The organism is Acidiphilium sp. PA (assembly GCF_026191915.1).
GTDB lineage: Bacteria > Pseudomonadota > Alphaproteobacteria > Acetobacterales > Acetobacteraceae > Acidiphilium.
Genome location: NZ_JAIMBY010000008.1, coordinates 44,912 through 64,410 on the forward strand (window position 1 = coordinate 44,912; position 19,499 = coordinate 64,410).

General features: G+C 61.2%; 14 protein-coding genes. 7 read left to right on the forward strand and 7 right to left on the reverse strand.

The genetic code is table 11. The features are described from left to right. Positions 1-12: 12 nt before the first annotated feature. The 3 genes from AruPA_RS11420 to AruPA_RS11430 are packed head-to-tail and all read left to right on the forward strand — an operon-like array spanning position 13 to position 4,212. Complete coding sequence (locus AruPA_RS11420) at positions 13-780, forward strand: lipopolysaccharide assembly protein LapB (protein WP_265636831.1); 768 nt, start codon at positions 13-15, stop codon at positions 778-780. Beyond that, positions 773-2,980, forward strand: coding sequence for a hypothetical protein (locus AruPA_RS11425; RefSeq protein ID WP_265636832.1), 2,208 nt, complete (start codon positions 773-775; stop codon positions 2,978-2,980). Before AruPA_RS11420 ends, AruPA_RS11425 begins: the two co-directional genes overlap by 8 nt. A 32-nt stretch (positions 2,981-3,012) precedes the next feature. After that, positions 3,013-4,212, forward strand: coding sequence for a pyridoxal phosphate-dependent aminotransferase (locus AruPA_RS11430; protein WP_265636833.1), 1,200 nt, complete (start codon positions 3,013-3,015; stop codon positions 4,210-4,212). Positions 4,213-4,272: 60 nt separating this feature from the next. Here the strand turns inward: AruPA_RS11430 and AruPA_RS11435 are convergent, their stop codons facing one another. Together AruPA_RS11435 and AruPA_RS11440 are read right to left on the reverse strand one after the other, a co-directional pair. After that, positions 4,273-5,007, reverse strand: a complete 735-nt coding sequence (locus tag AruPA_RS11435; protein WP_265636834.1) for an LrgB family protein — start codon at positions 5,005-5,007, stop codon at positions 4,273-4,275. Then, positions 5,007-5,348, reverse strand: a complete 342-nt coding sequence (locus AruPA_RS11440) for a CidA/LrgA family protein (protein WP_265636835.1) — start codon at positions 5,346-5,348, stop codon at positions 5,007-5,009. Before AruPA_RS11440 ends, AruPA_RS11435 begins: the two co-directional genes overlap by 1 nt. Positions 5,349-5,423: 75 nt before the next feature. On the opposite strand from AruPA_RS11440, the gene AruPA_RS11445 reads away from it, so the two are divergent. Next, complete coding sequence (locus AruPA_RS11445) at positions 5,424-6,284, forward strand: PaaX family transcriptional regulator C-terminal domain-containing protein (RefSeq protein ID WP_265636836.1); 861 nt, start codon at positions 5,424-5,426, stop codon at positions 6,282-6,284. Here the strand turns inward: AruPA_RS11445 and AruPA_RS11450 are convergent. Further along, complete coding sequence (locus tag AruPA_RS11450; protein WP_265636837.1) at positions 6,249-6,959, reverse strand: TetR/AcrR family transcriptional regulator; 711 nt, start codon at positions 6,957-6,959, stop codon at positions 6,249-6,251. The two genes, AruPA_RS11445 and AruPA_RS11450, sit on opposite strands and share 36 nt — an antisense overlap. 201 nt (positions 6,960-7,160) lie before the next feature. On the opposite strand from AruPA_RS11450, the gene AruPA_RS11455 reads away from it, so the two are divergent. From AruPA_RS11455 to AruPA_RS11465, 3 genes are read left to right on the forward strand one after another with little or no spacing between them, the layout of a single operon-like run. Then, entirely contained in the window at positions 7,161-8,744 is a 1,584-nt protein-coding gene (locus AruPA_RS11455; RefSeq protein ID WP_265636838.1) for an efflux transporter outer membrane subunit, read from the forward strand. Then, on the forward strand, positions 8,741-9,988 hold the full coding sequence (locus AruPA_RS11460) for an efflux RND transporter periplasmic adaptor subunit (protein ID WP_265636839.1): 1,248 nt from the start codon (positions 8,741-8,743) through the stop codon (positions 9,986-9,988). The genes AruPA_RS11455 and AruPA_RS11460 overlap by 4 nt, the downstream gene beginning before the upstream one ends. 3 nt (positions 9,989-9,991) lie before the next feature. Further along, positions 9,992-13,042: an efflux RND transporter permease subunit gene (locus AruPA_RS11465; RefSeq protein WP_265636840.1), complete on the forward strand. Its 3,051-nt coding sequence runs from the start codon at positions 9,992-9,994 to the stop codon at positions 13,040-13,042. A gap of 73 nt (positions 13,043-13,115) precedes the next feature. On the opposite strand, the gene AruPA_RS11470 is transcribed toward AruPA_RS11465, so the two are convergent. From AruPA_RS11470 to yihA, 4 genes are all read right to left on the reverse strand, one after another. Next, positions 13,116-16,271 (reverse strand): efflux RND transporter permease subunit, encoded by a 3,156-nt coding sequence (locus AruPA_RS11470; protein ID WP_265636841.1) that lies wholly within the window; start codon positions 16,269-16,271, stop codon positions 13,116-13,118. Between the two features lie 4 nt (positions 16,272-16,275). Continuing rightward, entirely contained in the window at positions 16,276-17,334 is a 1,059-nt protein-coding gene (locus AruPA_RS11475) for an efflux RND transporter periplasmic adaptor subunit (RefSeq protein WP_265636842.1), read from the reverse strand. A gap of 482 nt (positions 17,335-17,816) precedes the next feature. Next, positions 17,817-18,716, reverse strand: coding sequence for an acetylglutamate kinase (gene argB / locus AruPA_RS11480; RefSeq protein ID WP_265636843.1), 900 nt, complete (start codon positions 18,714-18,716; stop codon positions 17,817-17,819). Between the two features lie 123 nt (positions 18,717-18,839). After that, positions 18,840-19,499, reverse strand: a complete 660-nt coding sequence (gene yihA / locus AruPA_RS11485) for a ribosome biogenesis GTP-binding protein YihA/YsxC (RefSeq protein ID WP_265636845.1) — start codon at positions 19,497-19,499, stop codon at positions 18,840-18,842.

Here is a 19,499-nt window from a genome sequence, read left to right on the forward strand (position 1 = left end):
AGGACATAAAAGATGCCCGCACTCTCCGATACGCTCGCTCAGCCGGTGATTAGCCAAACATCACCACCGGATTTCTCAGTAAGTCTTGTACAGCGCGTGCGCAGCCTCATTGGTCGCGGACAAATAAATGCTGCAAATTTGCTGTTGCCGACACTGCAGAAACTGTGTCCTGACCAAGCCGATGTCGCGCTCCTCAGACTAGAAATTGCACTTGCGCGCGGCAATCTTGCCGAGGCGAAGTCAGCGATCGACCAAGGTCTAATCGAATCACCGAATAATGCCCCTTTGCTCGTCTTACGCGCTCGGCTGAATTTCCAGAACCGGGATATGGTCGGTGCCGCGTTGGCGGCCGCCGACGCAGTCATCGCGGATCCGGCCAATCCATCGGCAAAGTCAATCCTTGGCCAGGCACTGCTGGAGCTCGGCCAAACCGAACAGGCCGCGATCTGCCTGCGCGACGCGTTGGCGGATATGCCGACGGATATGTCGAGCCTGACTGCGCTGACCCGTGCGGCGCCCGCCGATGCGGTTGCGATGATCCGTGCCGCGATCGCAGCCGGGAGTGATAGCGTTGGGATGCGAAACGCATTGATTGGTGCATTGCTCGAAGCGAGCGACACTGATGCGGCCGACACCGAGATCAGGGCCATGACGGTTGGCGGTTTGGCTGATGCGCAAACCGGGATCTACGCGATCCAGTCGGCAGTCAAATCCGGTCGATGGACCGAAGCGACTGACTTATTCGGTAAATCGACCGCACATCTGCCACGTCATGCTTGACGCCGGCCGCTCCGACCCTGTGATCGGCGCCGCGCTCGAACTGCCGATCGCGCTGCTGAGCCGGGCCATCTTGCTTGAAGATCAGGGCGAGCGCGAAGACGCGCGCGCCCTGATGCATCGGGTAGCAGATATGGCGCCGGATTGGGACGAACCTTGGTTGCGGATTGGTCAGAGTTGGCGCGGGGAGGGGCGGCGCGTCGAGGCAACTGCGGCATACGATGCGGCGCTGCTGCGTAATCCCAATCGGTTCGAAAGCCTTTTGGCGCGCGGGGTTCTCGCGCTCGCAGAAAGCCCCCAGAGTGCCGTTGTATTGTTGCAGCGAGCGGCCGACGTCGCGCCTGATCAACATCAGGTCTGGCACGCCTTGGGATACGCCCTGACTCTGCTCGATCAAGGCGTCGCGGCGGCGGACGCGCTTGCGAAAGCGGGGCGACTGGCACCGAATTGCCTGCTCTATGCGGTCGATTTGATGGATGTGATGCGACGATACGGCTTGGATGAGGTGGCCGCACCACCCGACTGGTCGGACGGGGTCCGGCTCGCGCTGGATGGGCGGGCGGCAAGTTCGCGTGGCGCATTCGATGAGGCAGCTGATTTGCTCGAGGCTGCGGCGATCCTGCTTCCTGACGATGTGGTCGTCCTGAAAGATCTGGCTGCGGTTTATCTCGGCACGATGCGTCCTGAAATGGCGGAACCTCTGCTGCGCGAAGCGGCTCGGCTGCTGCCTGGCGACGCGGTAACGATGAACGATCTGGCGGTGGCGATGGCACGCCTGTATCGATTTGGCGAAGCCGAAGCCCTGATGAATCAGATCGGCGATGACGCGTTGCCACCACAGATGCTGTTCAACAGGGGCACGTTGAGAGCCGCGCTCGGCGATTTCGAAGGGTCACGCCGTGATATCGATGCGGCGAAATGCGCGACCAATGATTTACGCCTGGCGTTGCAATCGGAGTGCGCCTTGTTGCCTTATCGCAGCGATGCCAACGCGGAATCCCTGCGCGACGCAATGTCGGCCCTCGGTAAGGCCCTGCCACGCGATGCCTCACCGTTGATGCGACTGCGTCCAATGTCCATGGTCGATCGTGATCGACCCTTGCGGGTCGGCTTATTGTCCAACACGTTGCGGCTCCATCCCGTGGCGTGGCTGACATTCGCGGGTCTGAAAGCCCTCGATCGGTCGAGGTTTTCGCTGCATTGTTTTGGCCACTATGAGGCGAGTGACGTTTTCGCGCCTGATTTCGCCCGTCATGTTGACGCGTGGCACGACATCGATGCTATGACCGATCGCGAAGCGGCTGCCTTTATCGCCACCCAGGATATCGATATTCTAATCGACTTGAGCGGCATCGGCGATGGCGGGCGGACGCCGATCGTGGCCTACCGGCCCGCGCCGGTCCAGATCAAATGGGTCGGAACGCAGGCCTCAACCTCGGGCGTACCGACGATGGACTGGCTGATCAGCGACCGCTGGGAAACGCCTGAAGGATACGATCGGTTCTACACCGAAAAACTGCTTCGAATGCCGGATGGATATGTTTGCTATACGCCGCCGCCCCAAGCCGCAGACGTCAGTGCGCTGCCCGCCTTGACCAATGGTCATCTGACATTCGGCTGCCTGAATAACCTGGCTAAACTGACCGATGCGTCGTTAGAACTCTGGGCCCGGTTGCTGGGACGCCTGCCGGACTCGCGATTGAATTTACGCTGTCCGCAATTCTCCGAACCCCGGGTACTGGAACGGTTCATCGGGCGGGCCGAAGCGCTGGGACTACCGTCATCGCGGCTGACGCTTCAGGGAAAGGCATCGCATCAGCTTTTCATAGCGTCCTATCGGGATATCGATATCGCGCTCGATCCCTATCCCTATTCCGGCGGCCTGACCACGTGCGAGGCATTGTACATGGGCGTTCCGGTGATCACTTTGGCCGGAGATTTTTTTGCGGCCCGCCATTCGGTGAGTCATTTATCGAACGTCGGGGTCGAGGGCTGTGTGGCGACCACGCCGGATGAGTACATCGAACGTGCCGTGGCGATGGCCAGCGACCTGCCGGCTCTTGCTGCCCTGAGAGCGCGGCTGCGCGCGCAGGTTTTGCAAAGCCCGCTGTGTGATGCGGCACGCTTCGGCAAAAATCTCGGCGACGCGTTGCAGTACGCTTGGCACGAGTATTGCGCGGTCGCACTCTCGGCTGCCGCTTGATCTGAGGGCGTGTCTGTGGTCCTGCGGATCACATGACACGCTTCACCGCCCGCATCCAACGCACCAGACCAGCCGCCACCTTCGCCATGGCCGCCCGCGCCCGCGCCCTGCGTGCCGCTGGCAAGGACGTAATTTCCCTGTCGATCGGTGAGCCCGATCTGCCCACGCCCGTGCATGTCGTCGAAGCGGCCCACCGTGCTGCCCACGCGGGCGAGACAAAATATCCGCCCATCGCCGGAACCGAGGCCTGCCGAGCCGCGGTTGCACGCAAATTTGCCCGCGAACAGCAGTTGCGAGTGACTGCGAAGGACGTGCTGATCACCAATGGAGGCAAGCAGGCAATCTATAACGCCGTCATGTCAGTGATCGAGGCCGGCGATGCAGTGATTATCCCTGCGCCGTGCTGGGCCGGCTACATCCAGGTCGTCGAATTCGCCGGCGGGGTACCTGTGTTCCTCGACGGTCCGGCGGCCGGCGGCTTCCGTCTCGACCCGGCAGCGCTCGACGCGGCCATTACCGATCGAACCCGCTTGCTGCTGCTGAACTATCCCAACAATCCGTCCGGTGCGGTTGCCGATCGTGCCCTGCTCAGTGCGATTGGTGCGGTACTGCGGCGGCATCCGCACGTCTTGGTGATCTCCGACGATATTTACGAACACCTGATTTTTGACGGCACCTATCAGACACTCGCCGCGGTCGCACCGGATCTCGCGGATCGCATCGTCACCATGAGTGGTGTGTCGAAATCTTATGCAATGACCGGGTGGCGGCTCGGTTTCTGCACCGGACCGGCCGACTGGCTCAATGCAATGAGTCTGGTGCAGGGCACGGCCACTGCCGGCGTCTCCACCATCAGCCAGGCCGCCGCGGTCGCGGCCCTTGATGGACCACAGGATATCCTGGCGGAACGCCGCGCCATCTACCGGCGCCGGCGCGATCTGGTAGCAGCTGCACTGCTGGATGCCCCCGGCCTCGCTTGCGTCAAGCCTGAAGGCGCGTTTTACGCCTTCCCCGCCGTCGCCGGTCTGCTTGGCTGCACGACACAGGCCGGCCGTCGGTTGCTGAACGACGATGATGTGGCCAATGCTCTCCTCGAGGAAGCCCTGGTGGCGACGGTGCCGGGCTCCGCTTTTGCGATGTCCGGCCATATCCGCCTTTCCACCGCAACCGGCGATGCTGCCTTGGCGGAAGCCTGCGCCCGGATTGTACGGTTTTGCCACTCGTTGCACTGACTGCCGCATCCCGAACACGCCACTGGTGGCGTGGAAGAAGTCAGTAGCCCGGCACGTCGTTCAAAACCCTAACCACCGCACCAGAAACGGCACCAGGATCGCGGTGATCAGGCCGTTCAGCCCTATCGCGAGCGCACCGAACGCGCCTGCGGTTTCGCTCGCCAGCAACAGGCGCGCCGTGGCCAGACCATGTGCGCCCGTGCCCCCAGCCAATCCCTGCGCCCGCCGGTCCACGATGCGCAGTAGACGAAACAGCGGAATGCACACCAGGCCGCCGAACACGCCGGTCAGCAGCACGAAAATCGCAGTCAGCGAGGGAATCCCGCCCAGGTCCTGCGAAATGCCCATTGCAATCGGCGTCGTGACCGATTTCGGCGCCATCGAAATCACCACATCACGCGGTGCGCCGAGCCCGTGCGCAAGCAGCATGGCCGATACCGAAGCCGTGACCGATCCGGCCGTCACCGCCACCAGAATTGGCACCAGATTTCGCCGCATCGTGGCAAAATTTGCGTACATCGGCACCGCCAATGCCACCGTGGCCGGCCCGAGCAGAAACTGCACATATTGCCCGCCTCGGAAATACGCCCGGTACGAGGTGCCGGTTGCCAGTAGCAGAACCGCCAGCGCCGCGATCGAGATCATGATCGGGTTGGACCAGGCGGCATGGCCGGTCCGCCGATCGAGCCAAGTCGCGGCCTGCCAGACCAACAAAGTCGCGACGAGGCCCAGCTGTGGTCCGCTCTGCAGGTAAACCCACACATGATACAAATCATTGCCCGCCAGACCGCGCATCAGCGCTCTCCGCGTGTCAAAATCTGCATCAGCGTGCCCGTAACTCCAAGCGCCAGCAGCGTGGAAACCGGCACTGCCACCGCAATTGCCAGCGCATCGATCCTGATCACGTGAAGTTCGTTCACGATCCCGACCCCCGCGGGGACGAACAGTAAGCCAAGTTGGCGCAACAACCCGCCGGATGTCTCGTGCAGCGCGGGCGATGGCCCACCGCGCCACACGAGGAGCGCCAGCAAGAACACCAGCCCCAGTACCGGCCCGGGGATCGGCCAGCCCGCGGCATGGGCAATGATGGTGCCGAGCAATTGGCATACCAGCAGCAGCGTGATGGCTCCGACCATGATCTCTCCGTGTCAGGCCCCAATCCGCCACCGACCATACTGGCCAAAAACAGCGGATTGAGGTGTTATCGTAACATGAATCCCCATCTCGCCGCCCTAGTGCTCCGATTGCAAGAGCAACCCTCACATACCGGGTCGCTGATCATGACGCTGATGGGCGATGCGATCATGCCGCGCGGGGGCACCGTGGCCCTGTCGACCATTCTCGACCTTTGTGCGGGGCTGGATATCGGTTCCGGTGTTGTTCGCACTGCCGTCTCACGGCTCGCCGCCGACGGCTGGCTGGTCGCCAGCCGGCAAAGCCGTTCAAGCTTCTATGGGATCGGTCCGGCGCGGCGCGGCGAATTCGTCCGCGCCGCACGCCATATCTTCGGCCCCAGCCGCCGCCCGCAGGTCAAACAGCTCAGTCTGATCCTGCTCGAGGCCGGTGAAGCGCGCGAGCCGCTGCGCAACCGTCTGACCCGGCTTGGTTTCGTTGCATGGCAAGGCGTCATGATTGCCCCCGAACGCCCGCTGCCGCCCTCGGTCGCGGCGAACGTCCTCGCCGTCACCGCAACCGCGACGGATGATACCATCATGCGCCTCGCCACCAAGGCATGGCGGCTCGAAGGGCTCGCGGCACTTTACACAGATTTTATCGAATCCTTCGGCCCGATCGCCGAAATCGCCGCCGCCTTCACCCCGCGCGATGCGATGCTGGCGCGCACCCTGATCATCCACGATTATCGCAGGATCATGCTGCGCGACCCCCGCCTGCCAGTCGCGTTCCTGCCCTCGCCCTGGATCGGTGCCGGCGCACGGCGCCTATGTGCCGCGATTTACGCTGCCTTGCGCCCGGCGTCCGAGCGATGGCTCGATACCAACGCAATCACCCAGTGGGGCAATCTACCGCCCGCGGATTCATCCCTCGCCCACCGCTTCGCCGACTTGCGCTGACCCGCGCGGCCAGGCCCCGGCCAGAAACAGGGCCACCGCCCGGGTAATCCGGGCGTCCAGCGCCGCCCGGCTGGGCGCCTTGCCGATACCGAGCAACATTTCGATATGAATATTACCGATGACCATTCCGTAGAGCATTTGCGCTGCCTCATCGGGGTCCGCGATCATCAGCGTGCCGGCGGCGCAGCAGGATTTGAAATAGGATTGTAAGGCGTCACGGCAGGGTTTCGCACTTTCGCGATCGAGCAGGCGCGAAAGTGTCGTGCCGTGGATATATTCCGCCATGATCAGCCGCAACAGCGCCACCACTGACGGGCTGAGCACATGGCGCGCCCAGACCGATAGCATTTCGTGCAATACATCCTCGATCGACCGTCCCACTGTCTCGACCGAAAAATCGAATGGCTTGCGATGCTGGGCCAACAGGGCGGTGAACAATTCTTCTTTTGATTGTACAAGTTGGTACAGGGTCCGTTTCGAAATGCCGGCTGCGGCGGCCACATCGTCCATGGTCGCTTCATGATAGCCGCGCTTGGCAAACACCTGCTCCGCCGCTGCGATCAGCGCCGCGCGACGTTGCTCGATCGTATCGGCGATGCTGCGCGCGGAGGCTGGATGCGATCCACCGCCCGAACCCGGGCGCGGTGCGCGTGAAACGGCTGTGTTGGTATCCATTGGTTCTTTCCCGGACCTCGTAAGACATTGCAGAGACCCAGCCTGATTTCAAGCGCCCGAGCCGCATGTTCCGATCAGCTTGACGGGACCGCTGAAAACTCGGTAGTTTCCAATCCGCAATTCAGGAGGCTTGGCCGCGCAGATGCTGGCACCACCAATTCGGGCCACGAACGTTTTGTCGCGTCACGATCATTACCAGCCATGACATATCATTTTTCAACAACGGGCCGGGCGGTGCGATCAAGCTCCGGCCGTTCGTCCGGCCTGTTCGGGCCGGCACTGCTCTGTATTTCGGTTTTGAGCGGCTGTGCCGTCGGACCGGATTACCATCGGCCCGCGGCACCGCGCGTTACGAGCTACACCGAGCACGCACTCCCCGCTGCCATGGCGACTGCGCATGCTGAAGGTGGCGCGGCGCAGCGCCTGGTCATGGGTCAGGCGATCGAGGGTGACTGGTGGGGCTTATTCCACTCTCGCCCGCTAGACCAGTTGATCGCCACGGCTCTTGCCAACAACCCCAGCCTGCTCGCCGCGCAGAACGCTTTACTTGCAGCGCGCGATACCGCCCGGGCCGAGCAAGGTTCGTTCTTCCCATCGCTGAGCGGAAGTGTTCAGGCGACGCGGGAACGCAGCCCGTTCGGTGTTTCCAGCGGCGGCTCAGGCGCCATTGGCGCCGGCAGCAGTACGGCCACCGGCACCGGCAGCACGCCGTTCTCGCTGCTGAACGCCTCGGTCTCGGTTTCTTATGCACCGGATATTTTCGGCGGCGTCCGCCGTCAGGTCGAAGATCTTGGTGCCCAGGCCGAGGATCAGCGGTTCGCGCTCGAAGCTGCATACCTCTCGCTCACCGCCAACATCGTCACGGCCGCGGTCACCGATGCCTCGCTGGTCGAGCAGATCAAGGCGACCGACCAGATTATCGCGGCGGAGGAGCACGAGCTCAGCATTCTGCACCGCCAGGTGGCACTCGGCGGCATTCCCGCGGCCAACGAACTGACCCAGGAAAGCCAGCTCGCTCAGACTCGCGCCACGTTGCCGCCATTGCAGAGCCAACTCGCCCAGGAGCGCAACCAGCTCGCCGCCTATGAAGGCGTGCTGCCCAGCCAGTTTCATCTGGATAATTTCAACCTCGCCGATCTGACTTTGCCGCATGACCTGCCGGTAAGCCTACCCTCGGCGCTGGTGCGCCAACGGCCCGATATCCGCGAGGCCGGTGCCGTGCTGCACGAGGATACCGCATTGGTCGGTGTTGCGACGGCGAACATGCTGCCACAGATCACGCTCACCGGCAGCGTCGGCCACGAAGCCCTGTCGGCTGCCTCGCTTTTCACGCCGCAAACCCTGCTGTGGAGTCTCGCATCCGGCATCACGCAGCCCCTGTTTCAGGGCGGCACGCTCCTGTTCAAGCGCCGCGCCGCGATTGCGACCATGCGCAGCGCGGCTGCCACCTACCAGAATACGGTCGTGCTTGCCTTTCAGAACGTCTCGGACACGCTGCTCGCCCTCCATTACGACGCCTCGACCCTCGCCGCTGATACGATCTACCAGCAATCCGCCAAGCGTAGCCTCGCAGTTACGGAAAACCAGTACCGTCTCGGTGGCGCGCCCTACACCGCGGTACTCACCGCTGAGCAGACCTATCAAACCGCAGCGATCGCCCGGATCAAGGCCAGCGCTCAGCGCTATGCCGACACCGCCGCCCTGTTCCAGGCGCTCGGCGGTGGCTGGTGGCACCGCGAGGATATCGCGAAAGACGTAGAAACTTGCTGTGGAGTCCTGCCATGACGGCGCAAGCGCTCGAACCGACACCCGCCGGCCAGGTCGGTGCCACCCCTCATCGCGCGGGGAAACCGCCGCGCCCGATCCTGCGCATGGTCATCATGCTCCTCCTGGTGGGGGTGGCCCTGTTCATGATTTTTGGGTTCGGCATCTTCCGCAACATCATGATCGGTAAGTTCCTCGCCAAACTAAAAAATCCGCCGCAAACTGTCGCGACCATCATTGCGGAAAAAACCCCATTCCAGCGGCACGAAACCGCGACCGGCACCCTTATCGCGCGTCAGGGAGCAGCACTCTCGGCACAGATCGCGGGCATTGTGCAAACCATCGATTTCCATTCCGGCGACGACGTCCACAAAGGCCAGCTCCTCCTGACCTTGCGGCCCAATAATGACGATGCTCTGCTCGCCCAGTTGCAGGCCACCGCCTCGCTCGACCGCGTGACCTACCAGCGTGACCTCGCGCAGTACCACGCCCAGGCCGTGAGCATGCAGACGGTCGATACCGATCGCGCCAATCTTGCCAGCGCCGAAGCCCAGGTTAAAAGCCAGCAGGCGCTTATGGCAGAGAAGAAAATCTACGCGCCGTTTTCGGGCCGCATCGGCATCCGCCAAGTCGATCTCGGCCAGTATCTTGCGGCCGGTACCACCATCGCCTCGCTTGAGACCCTCAACCCGATCGATATCGATTTCTATCTGCCTCAGGCCGCGTTGCGTACCATCCATCCGGGAATGAAAATCAAGATCACGGTAAACGCCTTCGAGGCCACGCCGTTCACCGGCACGATCGATGCGCTGGATTCCTCGGTCAGCACCACCACCCGTATGATCCAGGTTCGGGCGACCCTGGACAATCCGCACAACGAGCTGCGCCCTGGCATGTTCGCCCGCGTCGCAATCGATGTCGGTGCGCCGCACAATCTCGTTACGCTGCCGCAGACCGCAATCGCCTACAATCCCTATGGCGATACTGTGTTTCTGGCAGTGAAGGACAAAAATTCGCCCAACTCCGCCGCAACGGGTGCTGCGGGCCAGGCCAAGACAACCAGACAACCATCCTTGCAAGCCCGCCAGGTGTTCGTAACACTCGGCAGCGCGCGCGGCGATCAGGTTTCGGTGGTCAAGGGCGTGACCGCCGGCGAGCAGGTGGTGGTCGCCGGTCAGATGAAGCTGCGCAATGGCACACCGCTGTTGATCAACAACAAAATCCTGCCGCCCAATTTGCCCGATCCTGTCGTACCGAATCACTGATCCATGAAAAATTTCACCGCCCTGTTCATCAAGCGGCCCGTGCTTGCCTTCGTGGTCAGCGCCGCAATTCTCGTGATCGGCCTCAAGGCGATGGGCGGCCTCGCCGTCCTCGAATATCCAAAGACCGAAAACGCCACCATCACGATCAGCACGACCTATCCGGGTGCCGACCCCAACACCATGGCTGGCTTCGTTACCACCCCGATCGAGCACGCCGTCGCTCAGGTCAACGGTATCGATTATATGACTTCGACCAGCCAGACCAGCGTCAGCACCATCACCGTCAACCTCGTGCTGAACTACAACGCTGATAAGGCGCTCACCGAAATCCAGGCGCAGATTCAATCCGTCCTCAACCAATTACCCAGCGGCACCCAGCAGCCCCAGCTCAAGTTGCAGATTGGTCAGCAGCTTGATGCCATGTATATCGGCTTTAAGAGCGACGTTCTGAGTCCCAATCAAATCACCGATTATCTCACCCGCGTGGTGCAGCCCGAGTTGCAGTCGGTCCAGGGTGTGCAGGTGGCCGAGATTCTCGGCGCCCAGAATTTCGCGATGCGCATCTGGCTTGAACCGAGCAAGCTTGCCGCCTACGGGCTCACCGCCAGCCAGGTTTATACCGCTCTCTCCGGCAATGATTTTATCAGCGCACTCGGCAATTCCAAAGGCAGCAGCACGCAAACCTCGCTCACCGCCTCTACCAGCCTGCACAGCGCGGCGGCGTTTCGCAACCTTGTGCTGCTGCAATCGGGCGGAGCGATCGTCCGGCTGGGCGACGTTGCGAAGGTCGAGCTCGGGTCGGCTACCTATGATGGCCAGGTCGCGTTCGATGGCAAACCGGGCGTCTACATCGGCATCCAGGTGGCCCCCGGCGCCAACCTGCTCACCGTGGTCAATGCCGTCAGCAAAAAATTTCCGCAGATCCAGTCGGCGCTGCCGTCCGGGCTGGTTGGCGCGGTGGTCTATAACTCAGCCGAATTCGTGAACGCCTCGATTCATGACGTGATCGCCGCCCTGATCGAGGCGCTGCTGATCGTGGTTGTCGTGGTGTTCGCTTTTCTCGGCACGCCGCGCTCGGTCATTATCCCGATCATCGCGATCCCGCTCTCGCTGATCGGCACGTTCGCGGCCATGCTGATGTTGGGCTTCACCATCAACCTGCTGACTTTGTTGGCCCTCGTGCTGGCGATCGGGCTGGTTGTCGATGACGCCATTATCATCGTCGAAAACGTCAATCGCCATCTCGCCATGGGCGAACCGAAACTCACCGCCGCGATCAACGCCGCCGGCGAACTCGCCGCCCCGATCGTCGCGATGACGGTGGTGCTCGCAGCGGTTTATGTACCGATCGGCTTTCAATCTGGTCTCACCGGCGCGCTGTTCACGGAATTTGCTTTCACTTTGGTCTCCGCCGTCACCATCTCGGCGATTGTCGCACTCACTTTGTCGCCCATGCTGTCGTCCCGCCTGCTGCGCTACATCGGCCCTGAGGATCCCAGTATTGAAGCCAGACTTTCGCGCTTCATCGACCGCCGGTTCGAGCAAGTCCATCGCCTCTACATGCGCTTGCTGCGTGGCAGTCTGAAAACCGTGGCGGTCACCCTGACGTTCGGTGCCATCATTCTGGTCAGCATCTATTTCCTGGCGGTTGGCTCGAAAAGTGAGCTCGCACCACAGGACGACCAAGGCGTTGTCATCCTGTCGTCCACCTCCGCGCCCAACGCCACGCTGGACCAGAAACTTCTCTGGGATCAGGAACTCAACAAACTCATGATCGCGCATAAATCGGTCGCACATACCTTCCAGTTTGAAACGACAACCTTCTCGATTGCTGGCATGGTGCTGAAACCTTGGGATCAGCGTAAAAAATCGGCACAGGAACTGCAGACCGAAATCCAGAACCAGGCCGCCGCCGGGGTTGCCGGTCAGCAGATTGTGGCGTTCCAACCGCCGCCGCTACCTGGTTCGCAAGGCCTGCCGGTACAGTTCGTGCTGAAAACGACCGAATCGTTCGCCCAACTCAACACCGTCGCGCAAAAAGTCCTAGCCGCGGCGCTAAAGACTGGCAAATTCATCTTCCTGCAAAGCGATCTGAAAATTGACCAACCACAGGCCACTGTAAAAATCGACCGCGCCAAGGCGGCCAACCTTGGCCTGACGATGAGTCAGGTTGGCGCGTCGCTATCTCAGGCTTTGGGTGGCAATTACGTCAATTATTTCAGTCTCGACGATCGTTCCTACCAGGTGATCCCCCAGGTTTCACAGAAATATCGCCTCAACGTATCTCAACTTCTTAACTACCCGATCACGTCGATCGGCGGCGTCCCGATCCCGCTCGGCGCGATCGCAACGATCGTCCCCACCGTGATTCCGGAATCGGTCAATCATTTCCAACAACTCAACGCCGCCACCATCCAGGGCGTTGCCGCACCGGGCGTCTCCACCGGGGAAGCTGTCAGTGTGCTACAACAGGCGAGCAAAAAAATACTCCCCGCCGATTACGACATCGATTACGGTGGCGCGATGCGCCAGTTCGTCCTCCAGCAGGGTGGTTTCCTGGGGACGTTCGGCGTTGCGGTGATCGTCATTTTCCTGGCTCTCGCGGCCCTGTTCAACTCGTTCCGCGACCCGCTGATCATCCTGGTTTCGGTACCGATGTCGATCGCCGGTGCCCTCATCTTCATCTACCTCGGCTTCGGCCTCAGCTTGAACATCTACACGGAAGTCGGTTTGGTCACGCTCATGGGGCTGATCAGCAAGCACGGCATTCTGATCGTCGAAGTTGCCAATGAAGGACAGGTCAACGGCATGACCAAGCGCGAAGCGATTGAACATGCCGTCGGTATCCGACTTCGCCCGATCCTGATGACCACCGCCGCCATGGTGCTCGGTGTCGTCCCCTTGATCATCGCGACCGGTGCTGGTGCCGCCGCGCGCTACAACATGGGTATGGTGATAGCGACCGGTCTCGCCATCGGCACGTTATTCACCCTCTTTGTGCTCCCGGCTGTCTACTTGCTGATCGGCCAGCAACACACCGCCGAGACGACCTGAAACGCCTGGGATTGGCAAAGGACCGTCATTAACGCGAAGGGGCGTAGTCCGTTGTCGTTACTGACGCCCGCGCTCAGTCATCACCAACGTGTTCGGCGATGCGGGGGTGCGACTGGGTACTGCGTCTGCGGCTGGTACGTTCGCGCAGGGTTTCGAACACGACGTAGAGCAGCGGGATCACAAAGATACCGATACCGCTGGCCAGGATCATGCCGGCGAACACCGGCGTGCCGAGCGAGCGCCGGGTGATCTGGGCGGCACCGGTGGCGATCACCAGCGGCAGCAGGCCGAATACGAAGGCGATCGACGTCATCATCACGGCGCGAAACCGCATTTTGGCACCCATAATGGCGGCTTCGTGGATGCTCATGCCTTCCTCGCGGCGTTCCTTCGCGAATTCGACGATCAGAATGCCGTTTTTCGCTGCAAGCGCGATGAGCACGACCAGCCCGATTTCCGCATAGAGATCGAACGTCAGCCCGGCGATGACGATGCCGAGCATGGCACCGAACACGCCGACCACAACCGACAAGAGCACCGGGATCGGGATAATCCAGCTTTCGTATAGAGCGACAAGGAACAGGAACGCGAAGGTGAGTGACAAGGCGAACACGTAGATCGCCTGGCCCTTCGCCTGTTCCTGTAGATAGGCGGTACTTGTCCAGTCGTACGAGAAGCCGGTCGGCAATACCCGGGCGGAGAGTTTCTCCATCGCCGTCAAAGCAGCGTTCGAGGACACGCCAGGCGCCGGGTTACCGATGATCGGGGCCGCCTCGGAATCGTTGTAGCGGCTGATGATCTGCGGTCCCAGCACGGTGTGTGCGGTGGCGAGCGACCGCATTGAGATCATTGCTCCTGAATTGCTGCGCACATAGATCCGCCAGATTCCTGCCTGGGTGTCGCGATCGCGGGCCTTGGCCTGGATATTGACCTGCCATACCTGGCCGAACAGGTTAAACTGATTGACGTAATAGCCGCCGAGCGATGCCTGGAGTGCCTCGAAGATCGACGAGACCGGCACGCCGAGCGCTTGCGCCTTGGCGCGATCGATATCGAGATAAATCGAGGGCGTATTCGCGGAATATGTGCTGAATACGTGGCTCAGTTTCGGATCGCCATTGGCTGCGACGATCAGAGCCTTCAGCACGGAGTTGAACTTTTGCTCACTCGCCGACTGGACGTTCTCAAGCTCGTAGGTAAATCCGCCATTGGTCGACAGGCCGATGATCGGCGGCAGGTTGAAGGCAATCACGCTGGCGCCTTTGATCTGCGCACCCATCGCGAACACCTTGCCGATTACGGCCTGTACCGAATTTGCCGCTCCTGGCCGTTTTCCGAATGGTTTGAGATGTGCGACCATAAACAACGCGTTCGGCTCGGTCGCTGAATCAAGGATCGAGTAACCATTGATCGCGATCACGTCCTGCACCTGCGGCAGGGTGTGGATCATTTTGGCAAGTTTCTGCCCCATCGCATCTGTGCGCTGCAGCGAGGCGCCGGGCGGCAATGTCGCCTGGATGAAGAACGCTCCCTGATCCTCATCGGGCAGGAAGCCGCCCGGCGTGATGCTGCCGAGCACGGCCGCGCCGATGCCGAACAGCAGGATCACGACGAGCGCCAGCACCGAGCGCCCAATCACCTTGCCCACAAAATTGGCATAACCGTCGCGCGTGCGATCGATGAAGCCGAGAATTTTGCCCATGATACCACGGTTATGGGTTCGCCGGCGCAGCAGCAGCGCGCACAGCGCGGGCGACAGTGTCAGGGCGTTCAGCGCGGAAATGAGCATCGCGGTACTGATCGCGACGGCAAACTGGGTGAATAACAGCCCGGACAGGCCCGGGATGAAAGCGGTCGGCACGAACACCGACAGCAGCACGAGCATGATCGCGATGATCGGCGCCTGGATCTGGGCCATCGCCACTTTCGCGGCTTCCTTGGGCGACATTTCCGGGTTTTCTTCCATCACCCGTTCGATATTTTCGACCACGACAATCGCGTCATCCACCACCAGCCCGGTCGCAACGACCAGTGCGAGCAAGGTGACGGTATTCGCCGAATATCCCAATGCCAGCATGAAGGCGAAACTGCCGAGCAGCGCGATCGGGACAACGATCGAGGGCACCAGCGCCGCGCGCCACGAGCCCAGGAACAGGAACACCACGATCACGACCAGCACGAAAGCTTCGATCAGTGTCTTGATCACTTCATTGATCGTGTCGGACACGAAGGAGCTTGAATTATAGACTGTCTTGTTGGACAGGCTTTTGGGAAATCGCTTTGCCAGCGTCGCGATTTCCTTCTCGACCCGCGCGGAGGTCGCCACTGCATTGGCACCCGGCGACAGGAAAACGCCGATGGCGACACCAGGATGACCATTGATCCGGTCGATCTGATTTTCGCTCTGCGGTCCGAGCGCGATTTTCGCGACATCCTTCAGCCGAAGCAGCGATCCGTTCTTGTTGCCGCGGATCACGATGTCGCCAAACTGCTTCACCGTGCTCAACCGTCCCTGGGTCTGCACCGAAAGCTGATATTGCTGATTATGCCCAATCGGCATCAATCCGATCGTACCAACCGGCGCCTGCGTGTTCTGGTCCTGGATCGCACTGATCAGATCACCCGGCGTCAGCCCCAGTTCCGCGAGGCGATTGGTGTTGTAGACCACCCGCATCGAGTAATCCTGCTCGCCGAACATATGCGCCTGACCCACGCCCGGCACGCGCGATAACGGATTGAGCACGTTGATCTTGACGTAGTTGGAAATCTGAAGCGGTGTGAGTTTGTTGTCAGGACTATAAAAAAATACGAACTGCAGCACCGAGGACGATTTCTTGGTAACCGTCACGCCTTCCTTCTGCACTTCGGACGGCAATTGCGTCAGCGCCTGCTGCACCGCGTTCGTAACGTTCACCTCGTCGATGTCGGGGTTGCTACCGAGCTTGAAGGTCACCGTCAGACCATAGGTGCCGTCATTGGCGCCAGTCGATGAATAATAAATCTCATCGTTCAGGCCGTTGATCTGCTGCTCCAGCGGCTCGGCCACCGTGTCGTTCACCACCTTGGCCGAAGCGCCGGGGTAGGTCGCACTCACCTGCACCGATGGCGGCACGATCGAGGGAAACTGCGCGACCGGAATCCGGGTCATCGCGATCGCACCAGCGATCGTAATCACGATCGCAATCACGATCGCAAAGCGCGGTCGATCGATGAAAAATGAAGGAATCATCGGCTTATCCCTGCGCCACGGGCGATTTCACCACATCAGGTTTGACCACGATACCGGGATGCACCTTCTCAATCCCATCCACGATTACCTTGGCACCAAGTGCCAGCCCGCTCGCAACCGTCGCTGTCGCCGGCGTGGTCTGACCGAGCTTGATGCTGGTTCGTACCACCTTGTTCTGCGGATCGAGCGTCAGCACGTAGTCGCCCAGCTGGTCCGACAGCACCGCATCACGGGGCAGCACGATCTGCTCGACGGGATGTTTTGCCCGCACCACCACCGTGACGAATTCACCGCTGGTCAGTTCGCGATTGTTCACCTTCGCCTGCCCCAACCCGGGGATCACCGGATTGGCGATGGTCCCCTGCATGGCGAGGCTATCGGTCGTCTGACTGATTTGATTGCTGGTGAAATCGAGTGTGCCGGTTTGCTTGTCCATTCTTCCGTCGGGCAGCCGCAATCGCAGTTCGACGGCATCAAGCCCGCCTTGTTTGGCGTATTCCTGACGGAGTTTCAGCGCATCCCGCGCCGGCATCGAGAAAGTTACATTGACCGGATTTTGGCTCACCACCGTTGCCAGTGTGCCGGTGGTGGGGCTCACGACGTTGCCGATATTGATATTGGTCGGCCCAACCCGCCCATTGATCGGTGAGCGGATCTGCGTGTAGCTCAGATTGATCGCCGCAGTCTCGCGCTGCGCCTTGGCCGAGGCAACCTGAGCGGCATCGCTCTGCTCGGTGGCGCGGTCGTTGTCGAGCGTCGACCGCTGACCTGCTGGCGTATGCAATAGCGCTTGCGACCGTGCCAGCGTAATCCTCGCATTTGCAAGCGTCGCCTCCGCGGCGGAGACCGCTGCATTCGCCTGATCGAACGCGGCCTGGTACGGACCGGGCTCGATCACGTACAATAACTGTCCCTTTTTGACGTCGCTACCCTGATGAAACAGCCGCTGTTCCAGATAACCGGTGATCCGCGGCACCAAATTTACGATCTGGGTCGCCTGGACACGTCCGATATAGGACGTCTCCTGATAGACTTTCTGCTTGTGTACCACCACGACGCTCACTGCGGGGGGCGGGGCGGCCGCTTGAGCAATGTTGATACCAGCCACAATGGCAACCGCGGCAACACGCCCACTCGTCACTCGACGCATCGAAACCTCTTTCAAGACCGGACTAGGACAGGTGAGATCGGTTATCACCCGATTTCGGCAAGGCCGGCCCGCAGCCGGCGGCAGGCCAGGCGGGCCTCACCATTAAAAAATGACAATGATGCTGCCATGCCAAAACCTAAGACGCTGGCGCGGCGGCGTCAATCACATGCCGAGCCCAACCCGCGGATATGCACAGGTGACAGGAGGGAAAATCATGTTCGATGAGCCAGGCACAACCCTAACGAGCCGTGACCGGCTCGCGCGAATCGCAGTGAGAACATTCGCCGCACAGATCAATGGGCGTTTTTGGCCAGGTTTTCCAAAAGCGTCGCGGCTCGTGTGCTTATCGTGCGCACAACCGCCACAGCAACATTTAGTCACAAACCAAACGGGGTCTAGGTATGGATTAACGTTCCAATTCCACCCTCAGTGAACAATTCCAGCAAACAGGCATGGTGCACCCGCCCATCGAGGATCGTCGCTCCCTTAACGCCCTGGCGCACTGCGGCAATACAGGTTTCAACTTTCGGGATCATCCCGCCCGATATCGTGCCATCAGCGCGCATCGCATCGATCTGATCGACCGTGAGTTCCGCCATCAACTGCCCCTCGTGATCGAGCACCCCCGGCACGTCGGTCAGCATCAGCAGCCGGTTTGCGCCCAGCGCCCCGGCAATCGCTCCGGCCACCGTATCGGCGTTGATATTATACGTTGCCCCATCCGCGCCGACGCCGACCGGTGCAATCACCGGAATCAGCCCCGCACCGGTCAGCGCATGGATCACCCGTACATCGACGTGCTCGGGCTCGCCGACAAATCCGAGGTCGAGCGCGGTCTCGATCGCGCTGCCCGGGTCCCGCCGCGTCCGCGTCAGCTTGCGTGCGCGGATCAACCCGCCATCCTTGCCGCAAATTCCCACCGCCAGGGCCCCGGCGCGGTTAATCAGCCCCGCGACCATTTTATTGACCGTGCCGGCCAGCACCATCTCTACCACCTCGACCATGGCGGCATCGGTCACCCGCAGGCCATCGACGAAGGTTGACTGGATTTTCAAGCGCGAGAGCATCGCATTGATCTGCGGGCCGCCGCCGTGCACCACCACCGGATTGATGCCGACCTGTTTGAGCAGCGCGATGTCGCGGCCGAATTCATCGGCCAGAACGTCCTCGCCCATCGCATGGCCGCCATATTTCACGACGATCGTCGCACCGGCGTAGCGCCGCAGATAGGGCAGGGCGAGGGCAACGATGCGCGCCTGCTCGGCAGCGTCGGCGTGGTGGTCGGTACTGGTCATGGCGGCACGAGGTTCCTTTGGCTTGGGGCCGTCTATGGTGAGGGGCGCGCGGGGTCAAGTCGGAGGAAGCAGGGAAGGGGAGGCGTCTCTTTTACAAAAAAGATGTGCTCGCCTTCCCCTGTCTCAAACCACCAGCGCCGCAATCGAAGCCCGTAATTCCGCAATCCCCAGCCCCGTCTCGCTTGATGTCACGATAACATCATTCAGCGCCGCCGGATGTTTGCGCGCAATCGCCAGAATCGCCTCATGCTTGCGAGCCAGTACTTCGGGTTTCATCTTGTCGGCCTTGGTCAGCACGATCTGAAACGCCACGGCCGCCTTGTCGAGAATACCCATGATCGTGTGATCCGCCGGCTTGTCCTCGATCCGCGCATCCATCAACAACAGGACCCGCCGCAGGTTCGGCCGGCCGCGCAGATAGCGAAACATCAACCCCTGCCAATCCCGCTTCACCGCTTTCGGCGCCTCTGCATAGCCGTAGCCGGGCATATCCACGATCGACAGCCGGCCCTCGCCAACCTGGAAAAAATTCAGCTGCCGCGTCCGCCCCGGTGCCTGCGCCACGCGCGCCAGCGCAACATGCCCGGTGATCGCATTGATCAAGGTTGACTTGCCGACATTCGAACGTCCCGCCAGCGCCACCTCGATGCCACGCGCCTCGAGCAGACCTTCAACTGTCTGTGCGGCGTGCACGAACTGGGTATTCTGCGCGAACAGCAACCGCCCGGCTTCGAGCGCCGCTGCCTCGCCGATTTCAGGATCGGGGGGAATGACCTCAGGCAT

What these genes read in the sequence shown, in the direction of transcription:
- AruPA_RS11430 (WP_265636833.1), top strand. Translation starts at nt 3,013, where the DNA reads ATGACACGCTTCACCGCCCGCATCCAACGCACCAGACCAGCCGCCACC.
- AruPA_RS11455 (WP_265636838.1), top strand. Translation starts at nt 7,161, where the DNA reads ATGACATATCATTTTTCAACAACGGGCCGGGCGGTGCGATCAAGCTCC.
- AruPA_RS11420 (WP_265636831.1), top strand. Translation starts at nt 13, where the DNA reads ATGCCCGCACTCTCCGATACGCTCGCTCAGCCGGTGATTAGCCAAACA.
- AruPA_RS11445 (WP_265636836.1), top strand. Translation starts at nt 5,424, where the DNA reads ATGAATCCCCATCTCGCCGCCCTAGTGCTCCGATTGCAAGAGCAACCC.
- AruPA_RS11435 (WP_265636834.1), bottom strand. Translation starts at nt 5,007, where the DNA reads ATGCGCGGTCTGGCGGGCAATGATTTGTATCATGTGTGGGTTTACCTG.
- AruPA_RS11460 (WP_265636839.1), top strand. Translation starts at nt 8,741, where the DNA reads ATGACGGCGCAAGCGCTCGAACCGACACCCGCCGGCCAGGTCGGTGCC.
- argB (WP_265636843.1), bottom strand. Translation starts at nt 18,716, where the DNA reads ATGACCAGTACCGACCACCACGCCGACGCTGCCGAGCAGGCGCGCATC.
- AruPA_RS11470 (WP_265636841.1), bottom strand. Translation starts at nt 16,271, where the DNA reads ATGATTCCTTCATTTTTCATCGATCGACCGCGCTTTGCGATCGTGATT.
- yihA (WP_265636845.1), bottom strand. Translation starts at nt 19,499, where the DNA reads ATGCCTGAGGTCATTCCCCCCGATCCTGAAATCGGCGAGGCAGCGGCG.
- AruPA_RS11465 (WP_265636840.1), top strand. Translation starts at nt 9,992, where the DNA reads ATGAAAAATTTCACCGCCCTGTTCATCAAGCGGCCCGTGCTTGCCTTC.
- AruPA_RS11440 (WP_265636835.1), bottom strand. Translation starts at nt 5,348, where the DNA reads ATGGTCGGAGCCATCACGCTGCTGCTGGTATGCCAATTGCTCGGCACC.
- AruPA_RS11425 (WP_265636832.1), top strand. Translation starts at nt 773, where the DNA reads ATGCTTGACGCCGGCCGCTCCGACCCTGTGATCGGCGCCGCGCTCGAA.
- AruPA_RS11450 (WP_265636837.1), bottom strand. Translation starts at nt 6,959, where the DNA reads ATGGATACCAACACAGCCGTTTCACGCGCACCGCGCCCGGGTTCGGGC.